Source organism: uncultured Maribacter sp. (assembly GCF_963974015.1).
GTDB lineage: Bacteria > Bacteroidota > Bacteroidia > Flavobacteriales > Flavobacteriaceae > Maribacter.
This window is the reverse complement of the sequence record NZ_CAXBBZ010000004.1, coordinates 167,191-188,166: the sequence shown is the minus strand read 5'-3', so window position 1 is coordinate 188,166 and position 20,976 is coordinate 167,191. Positions and strand designations below refer to the sequence as shown.

18 protein-coding genes and 1 tRNA gene are annotated in these 20,976 nt (G+C 33.7%); 4 read left to right on the top strand and 15 right to left on the bottom strand.

The window, feature by feature from the left end:
* Positions 1 to 126 precede the first annotated feature (126 nt).
* Positions 127 to 447, bottom strand: coding sequence for a hypothetical protein (locus tag AACZ41_RS09445; protein WP_339628171.1), 321 nt, complete (start codon positions 445 to 447; stop codon positions 127 to 129).
* Positions 448 to 486: 39 nt separating this feature from the next.
* Positions 487 to 1,734 carry an oligosaccharide flippase family protein gene (locus AACZ41_RS09440; RefSeq protein WP_339628170.1) on the bottom strand — a complete coding sequence of 416 codons (1,248 nt, stop codon included), beginning with the start codon at positions 1,732 to 1,734 and terminating at the stop codon, positions 487 to 489.
* Between the two features lie 223 nt (positions 1,735 to 1,957).
* Here AACZ41_RS09440 and AACZ41_RS09435 point away from each other — a divergent pair, with 223 nt between their 5' ends.
* Entirely contained in the window at positions 1,958 to 4,018 is a 2,061-nt protein-coding gene (locus tag AACZ41_RS09435; protein ID WP_339628169.1) for a tetratricopeptide repeat protein, read from the top strand.
* 203 nt (positions 4,019 to 4,221) lie between these two features.
* Here the strand turns inward: AACZ41_RS09435 and AACZ41_RS09430 are convergent, their stop codons facing one another.
* From AACZ41_RS09430 to AACZ41_RS09370, 13 genes are all read right to left on the bottom strand, one after another.
* Positions 4,222 to 4,932 (bottom strand): LytTR family DNA-binding domain-containing protein, encoded by a 711-nt coding sequence (locus AACZ41_RS09430; RefSeq protein ID WP_339628168.1) that lies wholly within the window; start codon positions 4,930 to 4,932, stop codon positions 4,222 to 4,224.
* Entirely contained in the window at positions 4,933 to 5,253 is a 321-nt protein-coding gene (locus tag AACZ41_RS09425; protein ID WP_339628166.1) for an Hpt domain-containing protein, read from the bottom strand. It lies immediately after the preceding gene.
* Positions 5,250 to 6,314: an ATP-binding protein gene (locus tag AACZ41_RS09420; protein WP_339628165.1), complete on the bottom strand. Its 1,065-nt coding sequence runs from the start codon at positions 6,312 to 6,314 to the stop codon at positions 5,250 to 5,252. Before AACZ41_RS09420 ends, AACZ41_RS09425 begins: the two co-directional genes overlap by 4 nt.
* The gene (locus AACZ41_RS09415; RefSeq protein WP_339628164.1) at positions 6,314 to 7,447 is read right to left on the bottom strand and encodes an FIST N-terminal domain-containing protein; all 1,134 of its coding nucleotides are present in this window, start codon (positions 7,445 to 7,447) and stop codon (positions 6,314 to 6,316) included. Before AACZ41_RS09415 ends, AACZ41_RS09420 begins: the two co-directional genes overlap by 1 nt.
* Positions 7,448 to 7,458: 11 nt before the next feature.
* Positions 7,459 to 9,822: a PAS domain S-box protein gene (locus tag AACZ41_RS09410; RefSeq protein ID WP_339628163.1), complete on the bottom strand. Its 2,364-nt coding sequence runs from the start codon at positions 9,820 to 9,822 to the stop codon at positions 7,459 to 7,461.
* Positions 9,815 to 10,357: a heme NO-binding domain-containing protein gene (locus AACZ41_RS09405; RefSeq protein ID WP_339628162.1), complete on the bottom strand. Its 543-nt coding sequence runs from the start codon at positions 10,355 to 10,357 to the stop codon at positions 9,815 to 9,817. The genes AACZ41_RS09410 and AACZ41_RS09405 overlap by 8 nt, the downstream gene beginning before the upstream one ends.
* An 80-nt stretch (positions 10,358 to 10,437) precedes the next feature.
* On the bottom strand, positions 10,438 to 10,839 hold the full coding sequence (locus AACZ41_RS09400) for a response regulator (RefSeq protein ID WP_339628161.1): 402 nt from the start codon (positions 10,837 to 10,839) through the stop codon (positions 10,438 to 10,440).
* A 125-nt stretch (positions 10,840 to 10,964) separates the two neighbouring features.
* Positions 10,965 to 12,215: an FAD-dependent oxidoreductase gene (locus AACZ41_RS09395; protein ID WP_339628160.1), complete on the bottom strand. Its 1,251-nt coding sequence runs from the start codon at positions 12,213 to 12,215 to the stop codon at positions 10,965 to 10,967.
* Between the two features lie 8 nt (positions 12,216 to 12,223).
* The gene (locus tag AACZ41_RS09390; RefSeq protein ID WP_339628159.1) at positions 12,224 to 13,414 is read right to left on the bottom strand and encodes a glucuronyl hydrolase; all 1,191 of its coding nucleotides are present in this window, start codon (positions 13,412 to 13,414) and stop codon (positions 12,224 to 12,226) included.
* Positions 13,415 to 13,433: 19 nt separating this feature from the next.
* Positions 13,434 to 14,441 (bottom strand): 4-hydroxyproline epimerase, encoded by a 1,008-nt coding sequence (locus AACZ41_RS09385; protein WP_339628158.1) that lies wholly within the window; start codon positions 14,439 to 14,441, stop codon positions 13,434 to 13,436.
* Positions 14,442 to 14,448: 7 nt separating this feature from the next.
* Positions 14,449 to 16,185 carry a DUF885 domain-containing protein gene (locus AACZ41_RS09380; RefSeq protein WP_339628157.1) on the bottom strand — a complete coding sequence of 579 codons (1,737 nt, stop codon included), beginning with the start codon at positions 16,183 to 16,185 and terminating at the stop codon, positions 14,449 to 14,451.
* 10 nt (positions 16,186 to 16,195) lie between these two features.
* Complete coding sequence (locus AACZ41_RS09375; RefSeq protein WP_339628156.1) at positions 16,196 to 17,770, bottom strand: aldehyde dehydrogenase (NADP(+)); 1,575 nt, start codon at positions 17,768 to 17,770, stop codon at positions 16,196 to 16,198.
* A 117-nt stretch (positions 17,771 to 17,887) separates the two neighbouring features.
* Complete coding sequence (locus AACZ41_RS09370) at positions 17,888 to 18,805, bottom strand: dihydrodipicolinate synthase family protein (protein ID WP_339628155.1); 918 nt, start codon at positions 18,803 to 18,805, stop codon at positions 17,888 to 17,890.
* 132 nt (positions 18,806 to 18,937) lie between these two features.
* Between AACZ41_RS09370 and AACZ41_RS09365 the strand changes: the two genes are divergently transcribed.
* The 3 genes from AACZ41_RS09365 to AACZ41_RS09355 all read left to right on the top strand — a co-directional run bounded on the left by AACZ41_RS09365 (position 18,938) and on the right by AACZ41_RS09355 (position 20,963).
* Complete coding sequence (locus AACZ41_RS09365; RefSeq protein ID WP_339628154.1) at positions 18,938 to 19,783, top strand: AraC family transcriptional regulator; 846 nt, start codon at positions 18,938 to 18,940, stop codon at positions 19,781 to 19,783.
* 86 nt (positions 19,784 to 19,869) lie between these two features.
* Positions 19,870 to 19,953: transfer RNA gene (locus AACZ41_RS09360), tRNA-Leu, on the top strand.
* A 110-nt stretch (positions 19,954 to 20,063) separates the two neighbouring features.
* The gene (locus AACZ41_RS09355; protein ID WP_339628153.1) at positions 20,064 to 20,963 is read left to right on the top strand and encodes a MerR family transcriptional regulator; all 900 of its coding nucleotides are present in this window, start codon (positions 20,064 to 20,066) and stop codon (positions 20,961 to 20,963) included.
* Positions 20,964 to 20,976 lie beyond the last annotated feature (13 nt).

Sequence of the window (20,976 nt, the reverse complement as noted above, 5' to 3'; positions counted from 1 at the left end):
AAAACCCTATGATTTGTTACCACTTGTACTTTAATATATATACTATAATCAACATGCAATGTTTAAAAATTAAAAGGGAGCAGCTAACCAAACTACTCCCTTTCTCACTTAACCTAACCAAATAGTTTATAACATCAATTCATTTTCAACAAGTGGTACATCTAAATTGAATCCTTTAGACTTGGCCAATTGTAAAATTTTAAAATATTCTATATACATTTTTGTAATATCTGAAATAGGTAATGAACTTGTTGCATGATAATTGGCTTTCGCTAAATACATTCTGTATGAATCGTGCAGCAAAATATTTTCAATAGCAATTGCTAACGACTCTACACTTTCAGGTTCAAAAAATTCACCTTTATATCCTTCTTCTTTAACTAATATACTTAGGTCTCCTAAAACTGGTAAAGCAACGGCCTTACCATAACTACCAGCATGGTGCAATACGCCAGAACTACCGGTTGTTTACCAAGTACCTGGGTATTAGGTAGCCTTATTTAAAATGCTATAGTGTGCAAAATAAAGAAGTTGTGCTACAAGTAATGCTACCATTGCCACAATTTGTACTTGAACTACAATATATAAGGTACTATGGAAAAAAGTTATCATAACAATTTGAGAAATCCCTAGCAATCCGGAAAGTATTACCGGAAAGTATTGATCCAAAGACAAAAAGTAATAGGCAAAAATATTAGAGATAGCGAATAATGAAGTTGCCAAGGCGTACTGCCACAAAAGAGGAGCCATAGAAATATATGCTTCACCGAACATTATTTGAATTATCAGTTCTGGAATAACCGCACAACTGAATACGATTGCGATTGCCAATAAACCAATGTAACTAACATATTTAATTAACACAGGTGCTGTAGCTTCACCATCTTTCTGTTTTTGTACAACCGAAGGCAACAGCAGCATAACGAACATCCAAGCAACTAAATAAACTACGCGACCAATCATCGCCAAAGAAGAATAAAGACCTGCATCTACTGTATCAAAATAGTGTTTTACTAAAAGTACATCACTATTATTTATTACTATTTGAGTGAATTCGTAACAAGCTGTCAATATTAAGAAGTTTACTACTTTTTTCTTATTTACTTTCGATAACGAAATGGTTTTGGTGAAATTTTTAAGATTGATATTGGTAGGAATCAATCCGAAGATAAAAGAAAGGGCTATACCTAATGATACAACAAAGGCAGGTTCTTTTGGCACCAACCAAAGTAGACCTAACGTTAACAATAATCTACTCCACATTTCTGTTTGATAGGTAATGGAAAGACTTTGATAATGTTGTCTACCTTGATACTTACCGCGATTTACAGACATAAAAAAATACAACGGTACTGTTACAGCAAATGTCTTGAACATTAAGGCAGATTGTGTGTGAAATATTTGCTGAAGACTATCGGCAAATGCAAATAGTAAAATACCGATTGCCGTACCAAAAGTAAGCGCATACTTATATAAAAGTTGTTTTAGGGCTACCCATTCGGTATCAGTAAATAAGATGGCGAATTTTGCAGTGGCAAGTTGAAAAGTCATTCCTAAAAAGGATAGAACCAACAGCAATGTAATAAGCAAAGCAGCCTCGCTATATGCCGCCGGACCAAGCAATCTACCTAAGACCAAATTATAAAGATAATTACCTCCATTAACCAGAATTACACTACTCATAAAGAGTTTTTCTGGCGAAACCTTGTTCAGTACTACTTTAATTGCTGTCATGGTTATTTTTTTAATATCTAAACTTCTACCAATTTATACGTCAAATATCTTTAAGCATACCCTTGTAATTTCGCTGCTTTAGGCCGATGACCAGTTGCTGTAGACGAATGGCAATTATCTAACTCCCGTAACCGTAGCTCCAGTTTTATCTTTACATTATTGATAATGACAAATAAATTAGAATAATTACCGTTAGGTATTTGTAGTATTAATCTCACTTTAAATGATTCGTAGAGTACTTTTTATTTTTTTGATTACAACTTCTCTTTTGAGGGCACAATCTGATATGTCAAAAGGGTTTGATATGTTAGAAAAGGGAAACTTTCAAGAAGCCGAACTTTTTTTTGGTGAATACCTAAAAACCGACCTTGATAATAAAACTGCCAAATTATGTTATGGGCGGGCTGTTGGGCTTAGTGGTGAACCAGAAAAAGCAACAAATTTATTCTCAGAACTTTTAAAAGATTATCCGGGTGATTTTGAAATAGAAATTAATTATAACGAATCGTATCTATGGGCAAAAGAATATAAAAAAGCTAAACCTTTATATGCTGACTTGGTAGAGAGAAACCCTAGGCAGTTTGCAGCAGTTTTAGGGTATGCAAATACCCTTAGTAACCTAAAGGAGTATAAATCTGCTCTAAGTTGGGTTGAAAAAGCTATAGCACTTCAACCAGAAAATAGCAGTGCTAAAACTTCCAGAAAGTTCATGAGATTGGGCTATGCCAATGAATATGTAAATAACCAGGAATATGGAAAAGGTGAACAATTGTTAAAAGAAATCTTTAATGATTTTCCAAATGACAAAGATGTTCTAATCAACTTGGCAAATCTTTATCTAATTACGAAGCAAGTAGATAAAGCAAAGAGCATGTATTTAAGGTATGCAACAACACCTAAAGATTCTATTACCTCATTAAATGGTATTGTGTTAGCAGAGCATATAGATGAAAATGACAAAGAAGCACTTACTATTTCAAAAACAGCCACTTTAAAAGCTATTAAACTAAATGATACTAAGCTTACCGAACAAACCTATGATCGTTATATACAGGCACTGATTTGGAATAGAAAATTTATTACGGCAAAAAAACAAATTGATAGTCTTGAGAAACATTACCCAAATAGAAATTGGATTCACGCATTAAAAGCAACACGTGGTCTTTACACCGGAGACCCAAAATCTAGCTTAGAAAGTTATGATAAAATTTTAGTGAATGATAGCGCTTCTTTCGATGGTAATCTGGGTAAGGCAAATGCATTATTTGCGGCAGACTTAATTATACCCGCCTATAACATGGCCAACCAAACTCTTAAATTTTATAAGAATCAAAAAGATGCAAAAGGTTTCATTGAAAAACTTAACTTAATGCACACTCCTACTATCGAAGAACATGCCGCTTATACTTTCGATAATGGTAATAACGTTGCGTTTTTTACCAATACTACAATCGATGTTCCTTTTACTACAAAGTTTAGAACTACGGTATCTTACTTTTTTAGAACGACTGAAAATAGTGTTACTGATAACAAAGCAACCTCTCGTGTGTTATTGGCCGGTTTACAATACAAGTTATTTCCTAAAACAGTTTTAAGAACGGTTATAGGTTTAAACAATTCTCGATTTTTAGATGAAGCATATACACAACCTGTTTTAGATATTAAATTAGATTTACAACCTTTTAAACTACAAAACTTAACACTTGGGTATCAGCGAGAAGTGCAAAGTTTTAATGCCGAATTAATAGAGCGTGAAATTATACAGAACCATTACGGAATTAACTACAACTTAGGCACCAATGTAAATTTTGGTTGGTACACCCAACTAATGCACACCCAACAAAGTGATAATAACGTTCGAAATCTATTGTTCACCTCTTTATATTATAATGTTCTTCGTAAACCTGCACTAAAAATGGGAGTTAACTACCAGTATATTACTTTTAAAGATCAAGTACCCACCATATACTTTAGTCCCGAAAAATACAAGGCCGTTGAATTATTTGCAGATATACGTGGTAAAATCTCAGAAAAAACAACCTATATGGCTAGTGCAGCCACTGGTATTCAACAAGTAGAAGACGACCCTAAAACGACTATTTTCAGAGCAGAAACTTCTGTACAACATCAATTTTCTAAACGTTTTAGCATGAGCGTTTATGGCAAGTATAGTAATATTGCCTCTGCTACTGCCGCTGGTTTTGAGTTTACAGAAATTGGATTAAAAGCTAAATGGCTGTTTTTGAAGAAACCTTTATTTTATAAAAAACTAAATCTCGATTAATTTTTATAAAACTACACTTTGTAAAAAGCTAACTCTTCAACATATTTTGAAAATCAGTCATTAGACTAATGAAATATACTTTAACTAGATTTCAAAATCATAGTTCAAATTTCCAATAAATTGAATAGTAATATGTTGATTGACAAAAATACTAATCAATCAATTCTTCTATATAAGATTCTACCGAAGTGTTTAAAAATATTTTATAAAAGATTCAGGCGCCTCATTAATTCTGGTCTATTAGAGCGACTAATAGGCACCACATTTTTTGCGATTAACACACTGTTATCTTCAATATCAATAATCTTTATAAAATTAATAATGTAAGATCGGTGTATCTGCAAAAATAATTTTTCAGGTAGTTTTTCCTTTATTTTTTTCAATGTTGTATGTACCCTATATTCTTCCTTTTCAGTTTTAACCTCTATATAATCTCCTTTAGCTTCAATAACTAAAATTTCATTTAGCTTAAGCTTTACGAGTCTTCTATCAATATTAATATATAAATCATCACCTTCAACCGAATCTTGTTTGGATTCAATTATGGATTTTGGTTGATTGGTCGTTAACCCCGATATTTTCTTTATACTTTTTTCGAATCTATCTTGTGTAATGGGTTTTACTAAATAATCTACGATACATTCATATTCATAAGCGGCTATGGCAAAATTGGTGTCCGATGTAGTTAAAACAATATTCGGAGGGTTTTTTAATGTCTGTACAAAATCAACCCCGCTAAAGCCTGGCATATGAATATCTAAAAATATGACATCGATATTCTGTTGGTTTAAAAACTTAATTGCTGAAATGGCATTGTCAAATTCTTCAATTACATCGAGTTCTGGAATTTTTGAACACAACTGCCTCACAATTGCTCTTGCCGTAGCTTCATCATCGATTATAATACAGTTCATTTAAATTGTTTTTATATATTTTTCAATGGTTTCTAAAATCTCATTAAATTTAGATTCACTACCATTTTTTCCATCTAATAATTCCATCTCATACGTAACTGCTAGTTTGTATGAATTCTCCATTCCTAAAATATTGAATTTATGTTTAAGCTTATGAACAATCTCTGCAGTAGCTTTTACTCTATTATTAGATACATGGCCCTGATATTCTACCTTTTCTAAAGGAAACTCATCTTTGATAATCGTGATAAATTGATTTCTAAATTCAATATCGTCACCTGCAAGCTCATCGACGTAGTTAAGGTTTGGTTGTTCTATCATATATTCTTTTTTAAGGTAATAAAAAAAGTGGTTCCTTCGTTTTCCTTAGATTCTAACCATACATCACCTTCATAAAGAACTGCAATTTTCTTAACAATTGCAAGGCCGATACCAGTGGCATTGTTAGTAGTTTCTAACTTTTTGAACATTTTAAAAATTCCTTCTTGATGCTTTTCTGGTATACCCCTACCATTATCGGTGACACTAAATTTCCAAAAAATCTCATCTGGTTCATAGCCAATTTTGATAACGCCATTTTCTACATTTTCGGTAGCCGTAACGGCATTAGTAAACAAGTTCATGAACAATTGCTCTAACCTTGCTCTTTCAAACAACATTTGCGGTAAATTATCTGCATATGCAAATGTTATGTTCTCGGGCACATAGATAGTTTGCACGATTTCTTTTAAAACATTATCAACATCGAAAGAAACTCTATGCTCTTCGGTTTCACCCATTGTAGCATGGTTTAAAATGCCAGTAATCAATTTATCCATCTTGGTTAGATTCTGAGATACCAATGAGCAGTTTTCCTTGCTGGCATCAGAAAATTTTTCCTTTTCATCATCCATGATCCAACTCATCAAAGCATTGATATTTCGTATCGGAGATTTTAAATCATGGGAAACCATTTGAGCATAGTTATTCAACGATTGGTTCTGATTCTCTAAGCTTTTAAGAAGTTCATCTTTTTCTGCGGTCATCTCAGAAACCTTTGTCGCTAAATTACTAATGTAGGTAGCCAGATGCTCGGTATTAAATGCGTCTTTAATATTCTGTCCGAATAGTTCTTCTTCATTTAAGTTCTCAGTTAAACTACGTATGGCATTTTCTAGAGATACTAAAATATTCTTCTGTTGTAGAGCTTCTTTCTGTAATTTTCTATTCGCGTCATATAACTCGTCTGAACTTATCATTGATGCTCTTTGTAGCATGGACAACTTTTCATCATGATTTTCATATGACTTATCTATCGCCTCTAAAAAACGTTCCATATCTGGATGTCTTTCAAGGTCTGACGATAGGTATTTTCTAAGTTGTCTTTTTAATAAAGAATGCATTATTCGCTAAATAAAGTTAAGGTCATTGTTTGATTGTGCAATTTACATTCTTGGTGACCGCTAAATGGTGCCATTTCGCCATAGGAATAAAAACCACTAATAAAAGTATCATCTCCTATAACAGATTTCACTTCCTCAATTTCTTCTTCAGTTCTTTGGTCCATGACCAATTTACGACCAATACAACTTATTAATATTGCCAACTCAGGATTTTTTTCGCGCCCTTTCATTGCCAACTCTGCGGCATGAAAAGCACCATTTGCAATATCTTCTACCGATGACATCATTAATTGGACCTTTGACCCTTCTGGCATATCACCAGCCAAAATCATCGCGTTTTTATCGTTATCTATATTTAAAATGGTTCGAACCAAAGGTTCTGAATCTTCTTCTATTCGAACACTTAATGGATAAAGTAATGCAGATTTAGGTAATTCGTTAGCTTTTTCACCTAAATACGTTTTATAAAGGTCCAAAGCGGGTTTACCATCAAGTTCAAATAAAACATTACCTTCAGATTTTGTTATTATTCTTTCAGGACCAAACGGAGTCCATCCACCATAATTAGAACTTGTAATTTCTAAGGTCTCACCATAAAAACCTATTGCAATTATCTCGCCTTCCTTAGGGTTTTCATTATACGAAGCCAAAGTTCTTTCAAAACGATCATCATCTCCACAAAGTCCTCCAGATAGGCTTGTACCGGTATTCTTTACTTTCTCTAATCCACTAATTAAAGCACTACCATTAACCGAACTACCTTCTGAAATAACTAATAGATGTTTTAAATTCTCTTTAGGAAATTTTGCCATTAGGCTCTCACCTAACTTAATATCATTATTCTTATAATCATTAATATTACTTCGCTTAATTACCACAGAACTTTTTTCAAATTCAATAGCCGTTAAAACAATAGTACCATCTAAAACTTTGTCGTCTATAATTTCGCCAGAAGTAGTACCGAAAACTATATTTGCATATGGAAATAAGTCTTTCACCTCATCAAATATATGTTCACTTTCTAACATATAACGATTTCCGAAAACCAAAACTAAAGGTTCTCTTAATGATATTCTTTTCTCATTAAATACAAAAGGTTCATTCGATTTTTTAATTGCTTGAACTATTTTCATTGGTTATTTTTTCAAATTTCGTTTTTCTTAATGGTAAAATGGAATTGAGTTCCTTCTCCAACGATACTATCTACCCATACGGTACCATTGTAACGATCAATAATTTTTTTAACTATTGAAAGTCCAATACCCGTTGATCTTTCATTATTACCTATAGATTGAAATATGTCGAAAATCTTTTTATGATACTCTTCAGGTATGCCAACACCATTATCACTAATCGTAAATTGCCATTGATCAACCAAATCTTTAAATAGCACTTCTACTAGCCCTATTTCTCTTTCTATATGAACAACGGCATTACCGATAATATTTTGAAAAACTTGGTGCATCTTAATACGATCGGCAACAATTGTAGGTAGCGTTTTAGGCACTACTAACTTAACATGTTCGGGAATGTAAATTGTTTCTCCAATATCAGAGATAACAGTATTTAAATCTACTTTAGAATCATCCAATTCAGAACTGTTTGCTGTGGAGTATTCTAAGATACCGTGGATCAATTTATCCATTGAGGCTACTTTCTCTTGCATGAGCTCTAAATTTTGCTTTCCACCTTCATCTAAAACATCTTTATAATCTTCATATAACCAAGTAGCCAATGCGCTGATGCTTCTTAAAGGTGATTTAAGATCATGAGATACTATATGCGCATATTCTTGTAGACCTTGATTACTATTTTCTAATTCTGAAACAAGATTTTCTTTCTGTAATTCTAATTCTTTTTGATCAGTGATATCTAAATGAATACCTATAGATCCTATTACCGTACCAGAATCGTTATATCTAGGTGCTCCACTAATTAGCCAGTGCTTTCTATTTCTTTGTTTGTTGAATACCTCTACCTCATAAGAATCAGATTCTCCTTTCAATCTTCTGATATTCTTTTCTAAGAAAAATTCGTTCTTTTTAAAAATAATAATATTGGATAATACCTGGCCCAACAAATCATCCTCATCAAAACCACTCATTTGACAAAAGCTTTGGTTTACCATTTGTATAATATCTTGATTGTCTACTTCGACAATACCAAGATTCATATTCGCTATGATACTGCTATATTTTTCTCGTTGTGCCTCTAAATTTTTCCTGTAATTCTTACTTATCGTTACATCATGATATGCCCATAAATGCCCCTTATAATCTCCATCATTATTAATAGGTATATAGTCTCTTTCTAAGATTCTACCATCGATCATTTCAAGTTCATCTGATAATACAGTTTCTCTTTTTGTTAGTATTTCTTCTATTCTACTTATAAACTTCTCAGAATTTTTAAAGAACTTTTTATTATGCTCTTCAGATTCAACACAATCATTACCAATAAGCTGAATTGGAGTTTGTTCAATATTAAAAAGATTGCAGAACATTTGATTCGTCAAGGCTATTTTACCGTCCTCATCTTCTAAAAGCACACCTGTTTGCAAGTTAGATATCAATGCCGCCAATCTATTTTCAGAGGCCTTAAGCCTTCTATCGGCATCAAGTTCTTTTGAAATATCTTCGATCATAGCCACCTGATAATCTGTCTTAACCTCATTATCTAAGATTGCAGTCATTCTGGTTTTAGCCATAAAATTAGAGCCATCTTTTTTTAAGAACTTTAATACTGTAGTAAACTTATCTAATTTACCAGCATGCATGAGATTAATTTGGTCATCTTCACAAGTATCATTGTCTGGCTCAGAAATAGCTTTTAAAGAAATATTTTTAAGTTCATCCTCACTATAGCCAAGCATGTCAACAAATGTGTTATTGGCTTTGATGATTATACCATCTTTAGCCAAAATAATACCTAAAGGAGAATTCTCTACGATAATATCTAATTGTTTCTTCTGTTCAGAAACCAGCTTTTTTACTTCGTGTTCACTTGTAATATCTCTAATAATACCCTGTGCTGCAATAGGTTTACGATCTGTATTGTAAATAAGACTGGCGTTTATTTGAACAAATTTTTCTGTACGATCATCTAAGATGAGTTTTGCACGATAATTTGATAGCGTACCAACTTCCATCATAGAACGCATCGATTCGTTCGTATATGATAAATAATCGGGATGAATAAATTGTGAAAGGTTTACAACTTTAGTAGTGTGATCGAATCCCAAAAATTCTTTCGCCGATCTATTCATATTGATAACATTAAATTGAAGGTCCATAACTACATATGGGTCAATAATGTTAATAAATACACCATCTAATTCAGAAGATTTCTCACTTAGTAAATTTTCAAGCTTACCGTTTGCCTCCCTTAAATGATGGGAAACATCGTAAAGCTCTTTAGATTTTGCTTCTAAAATTCTCTCTGCTTGTTGACGTGCTTTTTTTTGCCTTTCTAATGCCTTTTTCAGGAGAACAACTTCCTTATTATCCATTCTGTACGATATCAAATTTTACTTCCGTACCGTCCTCTTTTAAAAGTTCGTAGGTTATTTGAGCTTTACCATTAAAGTGTTCAAATGCTTTTTCAATTAAGCCTTCTGCTAATCTATATAGCCCTCTAGTTGAGGTATAGATCATAGATATGGACATGTCAGTCTTTTCAAGAATCTTAAAAGTTGGTAACTCTGCCTCTGGATATAACTTTTTAACGTGTACGTGTATGTGGTCTTCTATAGAATATAACAAAGCAATTGGTGATCTATAACTTTGTATAACTTCGGGATGGGCATTTTTTAAACTAGAAAATAAATAAAGCCCAAAAGCATAGATTAAATCTCCTGCCGGTAAATTCACCTCTTCACTTAATTGTGTGATTAGGGCAACCATTTCATTAAATTCATAGGTTGCTACCGAGGTATATATGCCCTCTGATGGTAAGTTTGATTTTTCAATAATATTGTCAACGGTTTCTAGACCAAATTCGGACTCAACCATTTCCAAAAACTCAGTAAATACAATTCCCTTCATTTGAAACTTTTAAATCATATCTCAAACGTAGGAAAATTAATACGTAATTAAATAAAAATGTTGTGAAATGAGCTTTTTTGTTAGCCTTTCACTAGTTGATTAACACTCCAGTACTCTAAAACAGCGTTTAACTTGTACTCGTAATCTTCATATTTTAATGGCTTAATCACATAACCAGCAATACCAGCTTGGTAGCATTTAAGTAAATCGGCTCTATTTTCTGATGTAGTTAAAATTATCGTTGGCAAATACTGCAACAATTCATCTTTCTTTAAAATAGATAGAAATTCTAGACCATTCATTCTAGGCATATTTAAATCTAATAGAATAATATCTGGTAATTTCTCTCCAGAACTAAGGTAGCTCAATGCTTCTTCACCATTTTTTGCTTCAATGATTGAATGCTTTAAATTCAGTTTAGAAACAGTACGTTTCAACTTCATCACCTCGATTAAATCATCTTCTATTAATAGAATATCCATTGCATAAATATATTGATACTATAAATGTCAAAATTAAGGAACCATTAAAATGTCTACTGTAGATGAATGAACAGTTGCTGTCGGTGAATGGTAATTTAGTAACGATGAATTTTTAAACGATTTACTTAAAATGTTCTTTCTGGGCTAAAAGCAGTTAAATTCATAGAAGTCTTTTTATCATTTATTAACTCAGAAACTAACTTACCGGTTGCAGGCCCAAGGCTCCACCCCATCATGGCATGACCCGTAGCTATAATTAAGTTTTTGATACTTGCAGACTTACCTATATATGGTAAGCCGTCGGGAGAAACCGGTCGTAATCCTGTTTTGGCACTTTCTATCTCAGCGGAATTAATATTCAAATCGGGATAAAATGAATGTGCGCCATTGGCAATTGCCAACACACGTTCCTTTCTAACTATATTATTATTCCCAGAAAATTCCATTGTACCTGCGAAACGTGTAAATCCATTCATGGGTGTCACCGCCATTTTGGCTTCCATTAGTATAGCGGGCATTGATATACCAGTATTACGCACTACATTAATACGATAGCCTTTACCGCCTTGTAAGGATAATTTTAGATTTAGTTTTTTTGAAAGTTCCCCACTCCAAGAACCTGCAGCCAAAATGACTTCATCTGGTTGGTAGTTATTTTTATCGGTTATTACTTCCTTAATTACGCCGTAACCAGTTTTTATATCGAGAACTTCTTCGTCAATGCAAATTTTAACGCCAACGGTTTTAAGATAATTCAACATTTTGGGCATTATTTCGGTTGGCGTAGTATGACCGTCACATTCATAATGAATGGCTCCCTCTGCATCGATATTCACATTAGGTTCTATCTTTTTCAATTCAGTTTTATTCAAATCTGAAACTTCAAGACCCAAAAAACTAGCTCTGTCGGCAATCTCCTTTTCATGTAAATAACTTGATTCAGTTTTATATAACATTAATAAACCTTTACGTTCAAGTTGAAACTCACCTAAATCACCCGAATTTCTAATATCAGTAAATAATTCTCTACTAATGAGATTAATTTCTTTAATTATGGGGATCGCTTTTTCAACTTTAGCTTTTGTCGAAGACTTATGAAAATACCATGACCATTTCAAGAATTCTGCATCTAGTCTTGGTTTCATGTAAAACGGACTTGCAGAATTGAACATCATTTTTATGCCTTTTGCAATCATACCAGGTGATGCCAACGGTATAATATGGCTAGGTGTTATGTAGCCTGCATTTACAAATGAAGCTCCAGAAGTAATATCTCCCTTATCGATTATCGTTATCTGATGGCCATCTTTACTCAAGTAATACGCAGAACACAACCCTACGATACCACCGCCAATTATTACTATATTTTTTGCCATACCAAATATTATTTAACCATTTCACGTTGACGCATCAAGGCTTCTAAAAAGTAGTAATCAGCGTAATTTATGGGCACATCTATTTCAGAATCATCAGGTAGATGACCTGTAGAATGCTTTAAAAGAAAACCTTCGTTCGTTCCCAACTTAGCCAAATAAGGCTCTTTGCTTAAAGTTTCTACAATTGTAGTAGCTTCATTTTTATAAGCTAATTTTAAATCACCTTCAACAAAGGTACTGAGTTCATACAGTGCCGATGCCGTTATTGCCGCTGCAGATGCATCACGAGGTGTTTGCGCTGTAACGGGCGCATCGTAGTCCCAATAAGGAACTTTATCTTTTGGTAGGTTTGGATGGTTCATTATAAACCCTGCAATTTTTTTTGCATGATTTAAATATTTAGGATTTTTAGTTTCCCTGTACATTATTATAAAACCATACAGGCCCCATGCCTGGCCCCTAGCCCATGCAGATTCATCTTGATACCCTTGAGCTGTATTTCGCTTTAAAACTTCTCCTGTTTCGGTATGATAATCCAATACATGGTACGAACTATAATCTTTTCTAAAATGTTTGGACATAGTCGTATCTGCATGTGTTACGGCTATATCGTAGAAAGTAGAATCACCAGAAATCTTCGTTGCTTCGAACAACATTTCTAAGTTCATCATATTATCAATAATTACAGGACATTGCCAACGATCATTGGATTCCCAAGATTGTATAATCCCTGCTTTTGGTTTAAAGCGCGAAGAAAGTGATTTAGCTGCTTGAACCATTACTTTTTTATAGTCTTCATTATTCAAATACTTTAAAGCATTACCATAACTATCCCCTATCATAAAACCCAGGTCATGTGTACCCTCCCAATATTGTATCGTATCTAAAAGTTTTGTGTAGTAGGTGGCCCTATTCTTCCATTCTTCATTTTTTGTTAGTCCGTATAAATTCCACATAGATCCTGGGTGAAATCCACTGGTCCAATCATAAATACCAACTGTGTGCAACTTACCATTCACGATAGTTCTAGGCATTGGTTTTTCTGTATCGACAAAAGGAATTGCATTTTCATATAAATACTCATACTGTTCTGAAACTTTATCTATAATAGAAAGAGGTTTATCAGGTTCTACCTTTTTATCCTTGCAACTTCCAAGAAAGAGTATGATTAGTACGAAATACAGATTAAAATTTTTCATTGGTTGCTTATTTATACTTTTAAATTACTTGAAATCCATAAGCGTAGGGATCATCATCGTCAATCGTAATAGTATTATGACCATAAATTTTGGCCCAACCTTTTATACTGGGTATAATTGCTGGTATACCAGCTAAAGTTGTTTCTTCTTCAACACGACCTATAAATTGCGACCCGATAAAACTCTCATGTATAAAATCTTCTCTTAAAGCTAACTTTCCTTTAGCGTACCATTGTGCCATTCGAGCAGATGTACCAGTACCACAAGGTGAGCGGTCAATAGCTTTATCTCCATAGAAAACTGCATTTCTAGCGGTTGCGGTTTCAGAAATAGTAGTACCTGTCCATAATAGATGACTTACATTTCTAATTGTTGAATCTATTGGATGAATAAAAATATCTGGATATTTATCATTGATTTTCTCCCTAATTTCCTGACTGAACTGAATTAATTTACTTGCAGAAAAATCTTGTATTCCTGAAAAGTTTTCTTGCGGGTCGACAATAGCATAAAAATTGCCTCCATAGGAAACATCAAAAGTAAGCTCGCCTAAATCTGATGATACTATCGTTAAATCTGTAGCTGCTAAATACGATTTTACATTCGTCAATTTCACCCAATCAACTTTAGAATTCGTCTGCTGATAACTAATTTTAACCAAACCTGCAGGGGTTTCCATACGGACTTCACCCGGGGTTTTAGGATTAATCAATCCTTCTTCAATACCTATTGTAATAGCGCCAATAGTTCCGTGACCGCACATGGGTAGGCAGCCACTTGTTTCAATAAACAAAATTCCGAAATCATTGTTTGGATCACTTGGAGGGTAAAATATACTACCACTCATCATATCATGGCCTCGCGGTTCATACATTAACCCCTTACGAATCCAATCAAACTCTTTTAAAAAATGTTGCCGCTTTTCGCTCATGGTAGTACCGACCAAATCTGGGCCGCCATGTTTTATTACCCTAACAGGATTGCCACACGTATGGGCATCGATACAAGCAAATGTATTTCTCGCCATAAAAAACTTATTTCGTACGATTAATATAAGCGTTTACCCTACGCTCTAAAATAGGTAATGTTACCGTACCCTGTTCTAAAACGATTTCATGAAAATCACGAATACTAAACTTAATACCTAAAGATTCTTCAGCTTTTTTCCGAAGTTCCCTAATTTTCAATTCTCCAATTTTGTATGAAATAGCCTGACCTGGCCAAGCGATATAACGATCCGTTTCTGTGTTTATCTCATGTTCAGATAATGCCGTATTACCCATCATATAATCTATTACATCATCTCTGCTCCACCCCTTGGCATGAATGCCGGTATCTACAACCAACCTACACGCACGCCACATTTCGTAAGTCAATTTACCGAACTCTTCATATGGTGTTCTATAAATACCAAGCTCATTCCCTAAAAACTCGGTGTACAGTGCCCAACCCTCACCATAGGCAGACAAGTACATATTTCTTCTAAAATTCGGTATACTATCACCCAATTCCTTATTTAAACTTCCTTGTAAATGATGACCAGGTACAGCCTCATGTGCAGTAAGTGAAGGTAACGTATACAATGGTCTACTTTCTAATTTAAAGGTATTCACCAAATAATATCCTGGTTGTGTTTCTGATGAAGGCCCAGAGTATCTTCCACCAGTATATTTTGGTGCGATGGCATCGGGCACTTTTATAACACCATAAGGGCGGCGCGGTAAAATTGAAAAATATTTTGGTAATTCGGCATCGATACGTTTTGCTATATCCCGTGCATTCATCAAAAGTTCATCACCTGTTTTTGCATAAAATTGAGAATCCGTTCTAAGAAAGGTTAAAAATTCTGAAAAGCTTCCTTCAAAATTCACCTCTTCGATAATAGCATTCATTTCAGACTTAATACGGGCGACTTCAGAAATGCCTATAGTGTGAATATCATCTGCTGAATATTCAGTTGTAGTTGTATAATAATTGATTCTATTTTGATAAAACTCCAAACCATTGGGGGTTTCAGATACACCGATAGCATTTCGTGTATTCGGTATATAATCGGTTTCAAAAAAAGTTTTGATCTTTTTGAATGATGGCACAACCTTATCCATTATAATTTTCTGGGCAGCAACTGTAATCGAATCTTGTTGCACTTTATTAATTACTTCAGGTAGCTGTTGTAAAGGTCCGTAGAAACTACTTTGCGAATAATCGTTTACAATATGTGTATCATAAGTAGATTGGTATCCTTTAAAAATGATTTTGGGTTGAGAAACACCTTCTTTCAATCCTTTTTTCAATAAAATGATATGCTCATCAACAAAATCAGGTATGGCACCAAGCATTTTCAGATACTGTTTTGCGTCATCATAGCTTAAAATTGGTGTAATCCTATAATTAAGATTTAAATGAAATCCTTGATCCGCCTGAATAGGATTTAAATACATTTTATACTCATACTCATTTACCTGATTTTGAAGTTGAAACCTTAAAAGTTCACAGGATATCAATTCAGTTTCAGATAGTTTATTCTTATCTAATCTATTTAAAATAGCTAGTTGTTTTAATGCAAACTCAGCATCTTTTTTTGCTAAAGATTCTTTATAAACGCCCAAGGGGTGTTCACTTCTGTCAAAAGAACTGTACCCCTCTATTTCCGAAATTATCGCAGTTAATGATGGTCCTCTATTTTGAGCTTGAGAATACATCGTAAATAGAAGTAACGACATATGTAAAATCGTAAAAACATATTTGAATTTATAACTCAAGCTTTTCATTTGTTTTAATTTAATTCGTATACCTGCCTTCTTCTAAACGTACAATCCCTAATGGATTTTCATTTTGTAGTGCTTTTGGAAGAAATTTATTAGGCCAATCTTGAAAAGAAACTGGGCGCACCCATCTTTTGATAGCCGACGTACCCACAGAGGTGAAACGAGCATCGGTTGATGCGGGAAATGGCCCACCATGAACCATTGAAGAACAGACTTCTACACCCGTTGGCACCCCATTGAACAAAATTCGCCCAACCCTGCTTTGAAGTGCATCAACCACATTACCATACGTTGAAAGATCCTTTTCGTTTCCTAATATCGTACCTGTTAATTGGCCTTCTAAATTATTTAATATTTCTTCTAGTTGTGCCGCGTTTTCGCAACTTACAATTACAGAGAAAGGCCCGAAAACCTCCTTATGAAGTTTTGGATTCGCTAAAAACTTAGCTCCACTTACCTTCAATATTGCTGGTCGCGCTACATTTGCACTAGTTTCTTTTGTATAATCTGCGATAACAGTAACCCCATCTTGCCCAGACAAATCATTTTTTCCCTCGTTATATATACCATATATATTTGGATGCAACATGTAGGTTGGTTCAAGCTTTAGAATTTCTTGAGATAAGGTTTTCGCAAAAGCATCCAATTGCTCTCCGTTTATACCTAAAACCAAGCCAGGATTGGTGCAAAATTGACCCGCACCCATAGTTATCGATGATGCGTATTTGGTTGCCCAGACATCGCCAGCAGCTTCAAATGCAGAAGGAAAAATAACTACTGGGTTTATACTACCCATTTCTGCAAAAACAGGAATAGGCTCATCGCGTTCGTTTGCCAATTTATATAAGGCCATACCACCATATAAACTACCTGTAAAACCAACAGCCTTAACTTTAGGGTGTTTTACTAATTGTTGACCTACCTCAATACCTCTACTATTTAAATTTGAAAAAACGCCATTTGGCATTCCTGTTTTCTCAGCAGCTTTTATAATTGCCGAAGAAACTAATTCTCCCGTTCCTGAGTGCATTGGGTGACTTTTTACAATCACAGGGCATCCTGCTGCAAGCGCACTTGCGGTATCACCACCGGCAGTTGAAAATGCCAATGGAAAATTACTGGCTCCAAATACCACAACAGGTCCTAATGGAAATAGCATTTTTCTAATATCTGCTTTAGGCATTGGCTCTCGGTCTGGTTGTCCTTTTTCGATTACAGCCTCTACCCAAGAACCGTCTTTCAATAGCGCCGCAAACGCTCTTAATTGGCCCATAGTACGACCACGTTCTCCACGGGCCCTACCATCTGGCAGACCAGATTCCTTACAATAAGTCTCTATCAATTCATCTCCTAAAGCTTCAATTTCTAAAGCTATAGCTTCTAAAAATTCAGCTTTCTTAGTACCAGGCAAATCTTTATAAACTTTATAAGCTTCAGAAGCCAATTCAACCGCTTCATTAATTTCAACCGAGGTCGCCTCGTAAAATGTAAAATTGGTCTCTTTATTCGTTTTAGGATTGAATGTTTTATAGGTTACATCTCCTTGTTTTGACAACTTGTTTCCTATTATATTTTTTCCGCTTATCATTTTATATTTTTATGTGGTACTCAAAAATAAAGAAAGAACCTTTAATAACTTATGATTCTCTTTTTACTATTCAATCTAATTAATCTTCTAATTTCATCACCACTAATAAAAAAGCAATTAGTTAATTCCTTTATACTTAGGTAATTTTGGTCTAGAAGCCATTCCTTTTTTAATAACAGCAGCTACGCGTTCTCTTTCAGTACCGATTAAAGGTAATCTTGGCGCACGTACATTTTCAGTTCCGATACCTGTAGCTACTTCTGCCATTTTAATATTTTGAACCAATTGCGGACTAATATCTAATTCTAATAAAGGTAAAAACCATCTGTAAATTTCCAGTGCCTCTTCAATTCTTCCTGCTTTCGCTAACTCGTAAACAGCACATGTTTCTGCTGGAAATGCACAAACCAATCCAGCTACCCATCCATCGGCACCCATTAAAACACTTTCTAAACCTAAGGTATCAACACCTGTTAAAACTTTTAAACGATTACCGAACCTCGATTTAATACGGGTGATATTAGAAATATCTCTCGTAGATTCTTTAACCGCTTGAATATTATCACAATCCATAAGCTCATCGAACATGTCTAAAGTCACCATAATACCATAATCGATAGGATTATTATAAATCATAATTGGTAAGCTTGTGCTTTTGGCAGTTTCTTTAAAGTAAGTTACTGTTTCATAATCATTCGCTTTATAGCGCATTGGTGGCAGCATCATTAAACCTGTAGCACCACAATCTTCAGCAACCTCGGCAGCATGAATAGCACCTTTAGTAGTTTGCTCTGCTATATTAATAATAACAGGGACCTCGCCCTTTACAAGCTTTACGGTTTCCTTCATTAATATTTTTTTCTCATCATAGGTAAGTGTGCTCGCTTCACCTAAAGTACCCCCTAGTATTATTCCACTAACACCAGCGTCTAATTGCGCTTTAATGTTAACTGAAAACATGTCTAAATCTAATTCATCTTTATTAGTAAACTTAGTAGTAACCGCAGGCATAACGCCTTTCCATGATATACTCATCTTATCTATTTTTAGTGATACTCAAAACTACTTGTAGCATTTTAAACTTTATATTATCATATTAACCAGACCTGATACTATTCTACCCTATTATTATCTTTTATATCTTTTAAAATGATAAATTAGACGCAAATGAAAGTATATCCTTTTAAAATACCGAAACCTATAGATGAACATTTAATTGTTCAGATAGACAAAGAGCCTATATTCTATAATCGCTTGCATCAACATGAAGAAATACAAATTAGTTATATTATAAATGGAACAGGTAAATTATTGGTTGGCGATAGTATACATCAGTTTTCAAGAGGCGATATTTATGTAATAGGCAGTAATCTTCCACATATTTTTAAGAGCATACCAAGTGAGTTAGACGCCCATATGATTACTGTTTTCTTTACCGAAAACACATTCGGAAATGATTTTTTCAAGTTACCATACTTCAAAGATCTACAATCATTTTTCTTAAATTCAAATGGCGGATTCAAAGTAAAATCAGGTGAAAAACATATATCAGATTCGATATTAAAACTATATTATCAAGACAAGTTGAACCGTTTTGTTACTTTTTTACAGCTATTAGAGCTCTTAAGTACGGAAACCATAGAACCATTGAGTAAATTTATTTACTCAAAAATCTTAACATCTAATGATGGTGAACGTTTACAGGTGATTTTCGATTTTGTTTTCAAAAACTTTCAAAAACCAATTGCATTAGAAGAAATTTCTAAAATGGCATTTATGACTCCTAATGCATTTTGCCGCTTTTTTAAACAACGTACCAATAAAACCTTTTTCCAATTTTTAATTGAGCTTAGAGTTGAACATGCTTGTCAATTACTCAACTCTAAAAAGGAATTGAACATTAATCTTATTTCTGATTTATCTGGTTTTAATTCAATTTCAAACTTCAACAAAAAGTTTAAAAAGATAAAGGGTGTAACCCCTACCCAATACCAACAATCTATTTTTAGATAGAAAAGTAGGTTTCCATATTTATTATCCTCAAATATTTTATAATGATAGATAGGTTTCTATATTTGCGCTTCTATATGTAAACAATTGCCCACGTGGTGAAATTGGTAGACATGCTACCTTGAGGGGGTAGTGTTCGTAAGGACGTGCTAGTTCGAATCTAGTCGTGGGCACAAAATGGTTAGATTTCTATCTAGCCATTTTTATTTTGATAAATTTAACTTTCGAGTAGTACTTCACAAACCAATTAATTGTAGATTTGTTTAATCCTTTTTCAGAAAACATGAACAATGTAAAAAAACAATTTAGTATTAGAGATTTAGAAAACCTCTCTGGTATTAAAGCACATACTATTCGAATTTGGGAAAAAAGATATAATCTATTATCACCAGAAAGAACAGACACTAACATTAGAACGTATAGTCTCTCAAGCTTACAAAAGTTACTTAATGTTACACTGTTGTATAATAACGGTCATAAGATTTCTAAAATTGCAAAAATTTCAGACCATGACATTCCCTATGTTGTAAGAGAAATTGTAGCAAAGCATAGTCATAAGAGTCAAGCCATAAATGCGTTTAAATTAGCGATGGTGAATTTTGACCAAACCATGTTCTTTAATACTTATAATGCATTGTTAAGTGAAAATTCGTTTAGAGAAATTTTCAAGGAAACTTTCGTTCCATTACTTAATGAACTTGGTCTATTATGGCAAACAGATACAATTAGTCCAGCTCATGAGCATTTCATAACTAGTTTAATAAAGCAAAAAATTCTGCTTAATACTGAAAAGCTACAACACTTAGAACCTACTAAAAAAGATAAAGTTTTTGTCGCCTTTTTACCAGAAAACGAAATTCATGATATAGGCCTTTTATATGTTAATTATGAAATAATCTTAAAAGGATATAAATGTATTTACCTAGGACCAACAATTCCTATGGAAAACCTAGAGGACGTTTTAAAATATTTTGATGATATCTACTTCGTATCATATTTCACCGTTTTTCCTGAGAAAGATCAAATCAATAAATATTTAGAAGATTTTAGCGTATTGGTTTCAAATTACAACAATCCTAATTTTTGGATATTGGGAAGACAAACCCAATTTATTGACGAAAAAACAAAACCAAACTTTTGTAGAACGTTTCATTCTATAGATAAATTGGTAAGTAACCTATAATTGAAAGTTAATA

Bases quoted from the DNA above. Each gene is read 5' to 3' on its own strand.
- AACZ41_RS09385 (WP_339628158.1), bottom strand. From the start codon at position 14,441: ATGGCGAGAAATACATTTGCTTGTATCGATGCCCATACGTGTGGCAAT.
- AACZ41_RS09405 (WP_339628162.1), bottom strand. From the start codon at position 10,357: ATGAAGGGAATTGTATTTACTGAGTTTTTGGAAATGGTTGAGTCCGAA.
- AACZ41_RS09355 (WP_339628153.1), top strand. From the start codon at position 20,064: ATGAACAATGTAAAAAAACAATTTAGTATTAGAGATTTAGAAAACCTC.
- AACZ41_RS09390 (WP_339628159.1), bottom strand. From the start codon at position 13,414: ATGAAAAATTTTAATCTGTATTTCGTACTAATCATACTCTTTCTTGGA.
- AACZ41_RS09435 (WP_339628169.1), top strand. From the start codon at position 1,958: ATGATTCGTAGAGTACTTTTTATTTTTTTGATTACAACTTCTCTTTTG.
- AACZ41_RS09425 (WP_339628166.1), bottom strand. From the start codon at position 5,253: ATGATAGAACAACCAAACCTTAACTACGTCGATGAGCTTGCAGGTGAC.
- AACZ41_RS09395 (WP_339628160.1), bottom strand. From the start codon at position 12,215: ATGGCAAAAAATATAGTAATAATTGGCGGTGGTATCGTAGGGTTGTGT.
- AACZ41_RS09375 (WP_339628156.1), bottom strand. From the start codon at position 17,770: ATGATAAGCGGAAAAAATATAATAGGAAACAAGTTGTCAAAACAAGGA.
- AACZ41_RS09430 (WP_339628168.1), bottom strand. From the start codon at position 4,932: ATGAACTGTATTATAATCGATGATGAAGCTACGGCAAGAGCAATTGTG.
- AACZ41_RS09400 (WP_339628161.1), bottom strand. From the start codon at position 10,839: ATGGATATTCTATTAATAGAAGATGATTTAATCGAGGTGATGAAGTTG.
- AACZ41_RS09370 (WP_339628155.1), bottom strand. From the start codon at position 18,805: ATGAGTATATCATGGAAAGGCGTTATGCCTGCGGTTACTACTAAGTTT.
- AACZ41_RS09410 (WP_339628163.1), bottom strand. From the start codon at position 9,822: ATGGATAATAAGGAAGTTGTTCTCCTGAAAAAGGCATTAGAAAGGCAA.
- AACZ41_RS09420 (WP_339628165.1), bottom strand. From the start codon at position 6,314: ATGCATTCTTTATTAAAAAGACAACTTAGAAAATACCTATCGTCAGAC.
- AACZ41_RS09415 (WP_339628164.1), bottom strand. From the start codon at position 7,447: ATGAAAATAGTTCAAGCAATTAAAAAATCGAATGAACCTTTTGTATTT.
- AACZ41_RS09380 (WP_339628157.1), bottom strand. From the start codon at position 16,185: ATGAAAAGCTTGAGTTATAAATTCAAATATGTTTTTACGATTTTACAT.
- AACZ41_RS09440 (WP_339628170.1), bottom strand. From the start codon at position 1,734: ATGACAGCAATTAAAGTAGTACTGAACAAGGTTTCGCCAGAAAAACTC.
- AACZ41_RS09365 (WP_339628154.1), top strand. From the start codon at position 18,938: ATGAAAGTATATCCTTTTAAAATACCGAAACCTATAGATGAACATTTA.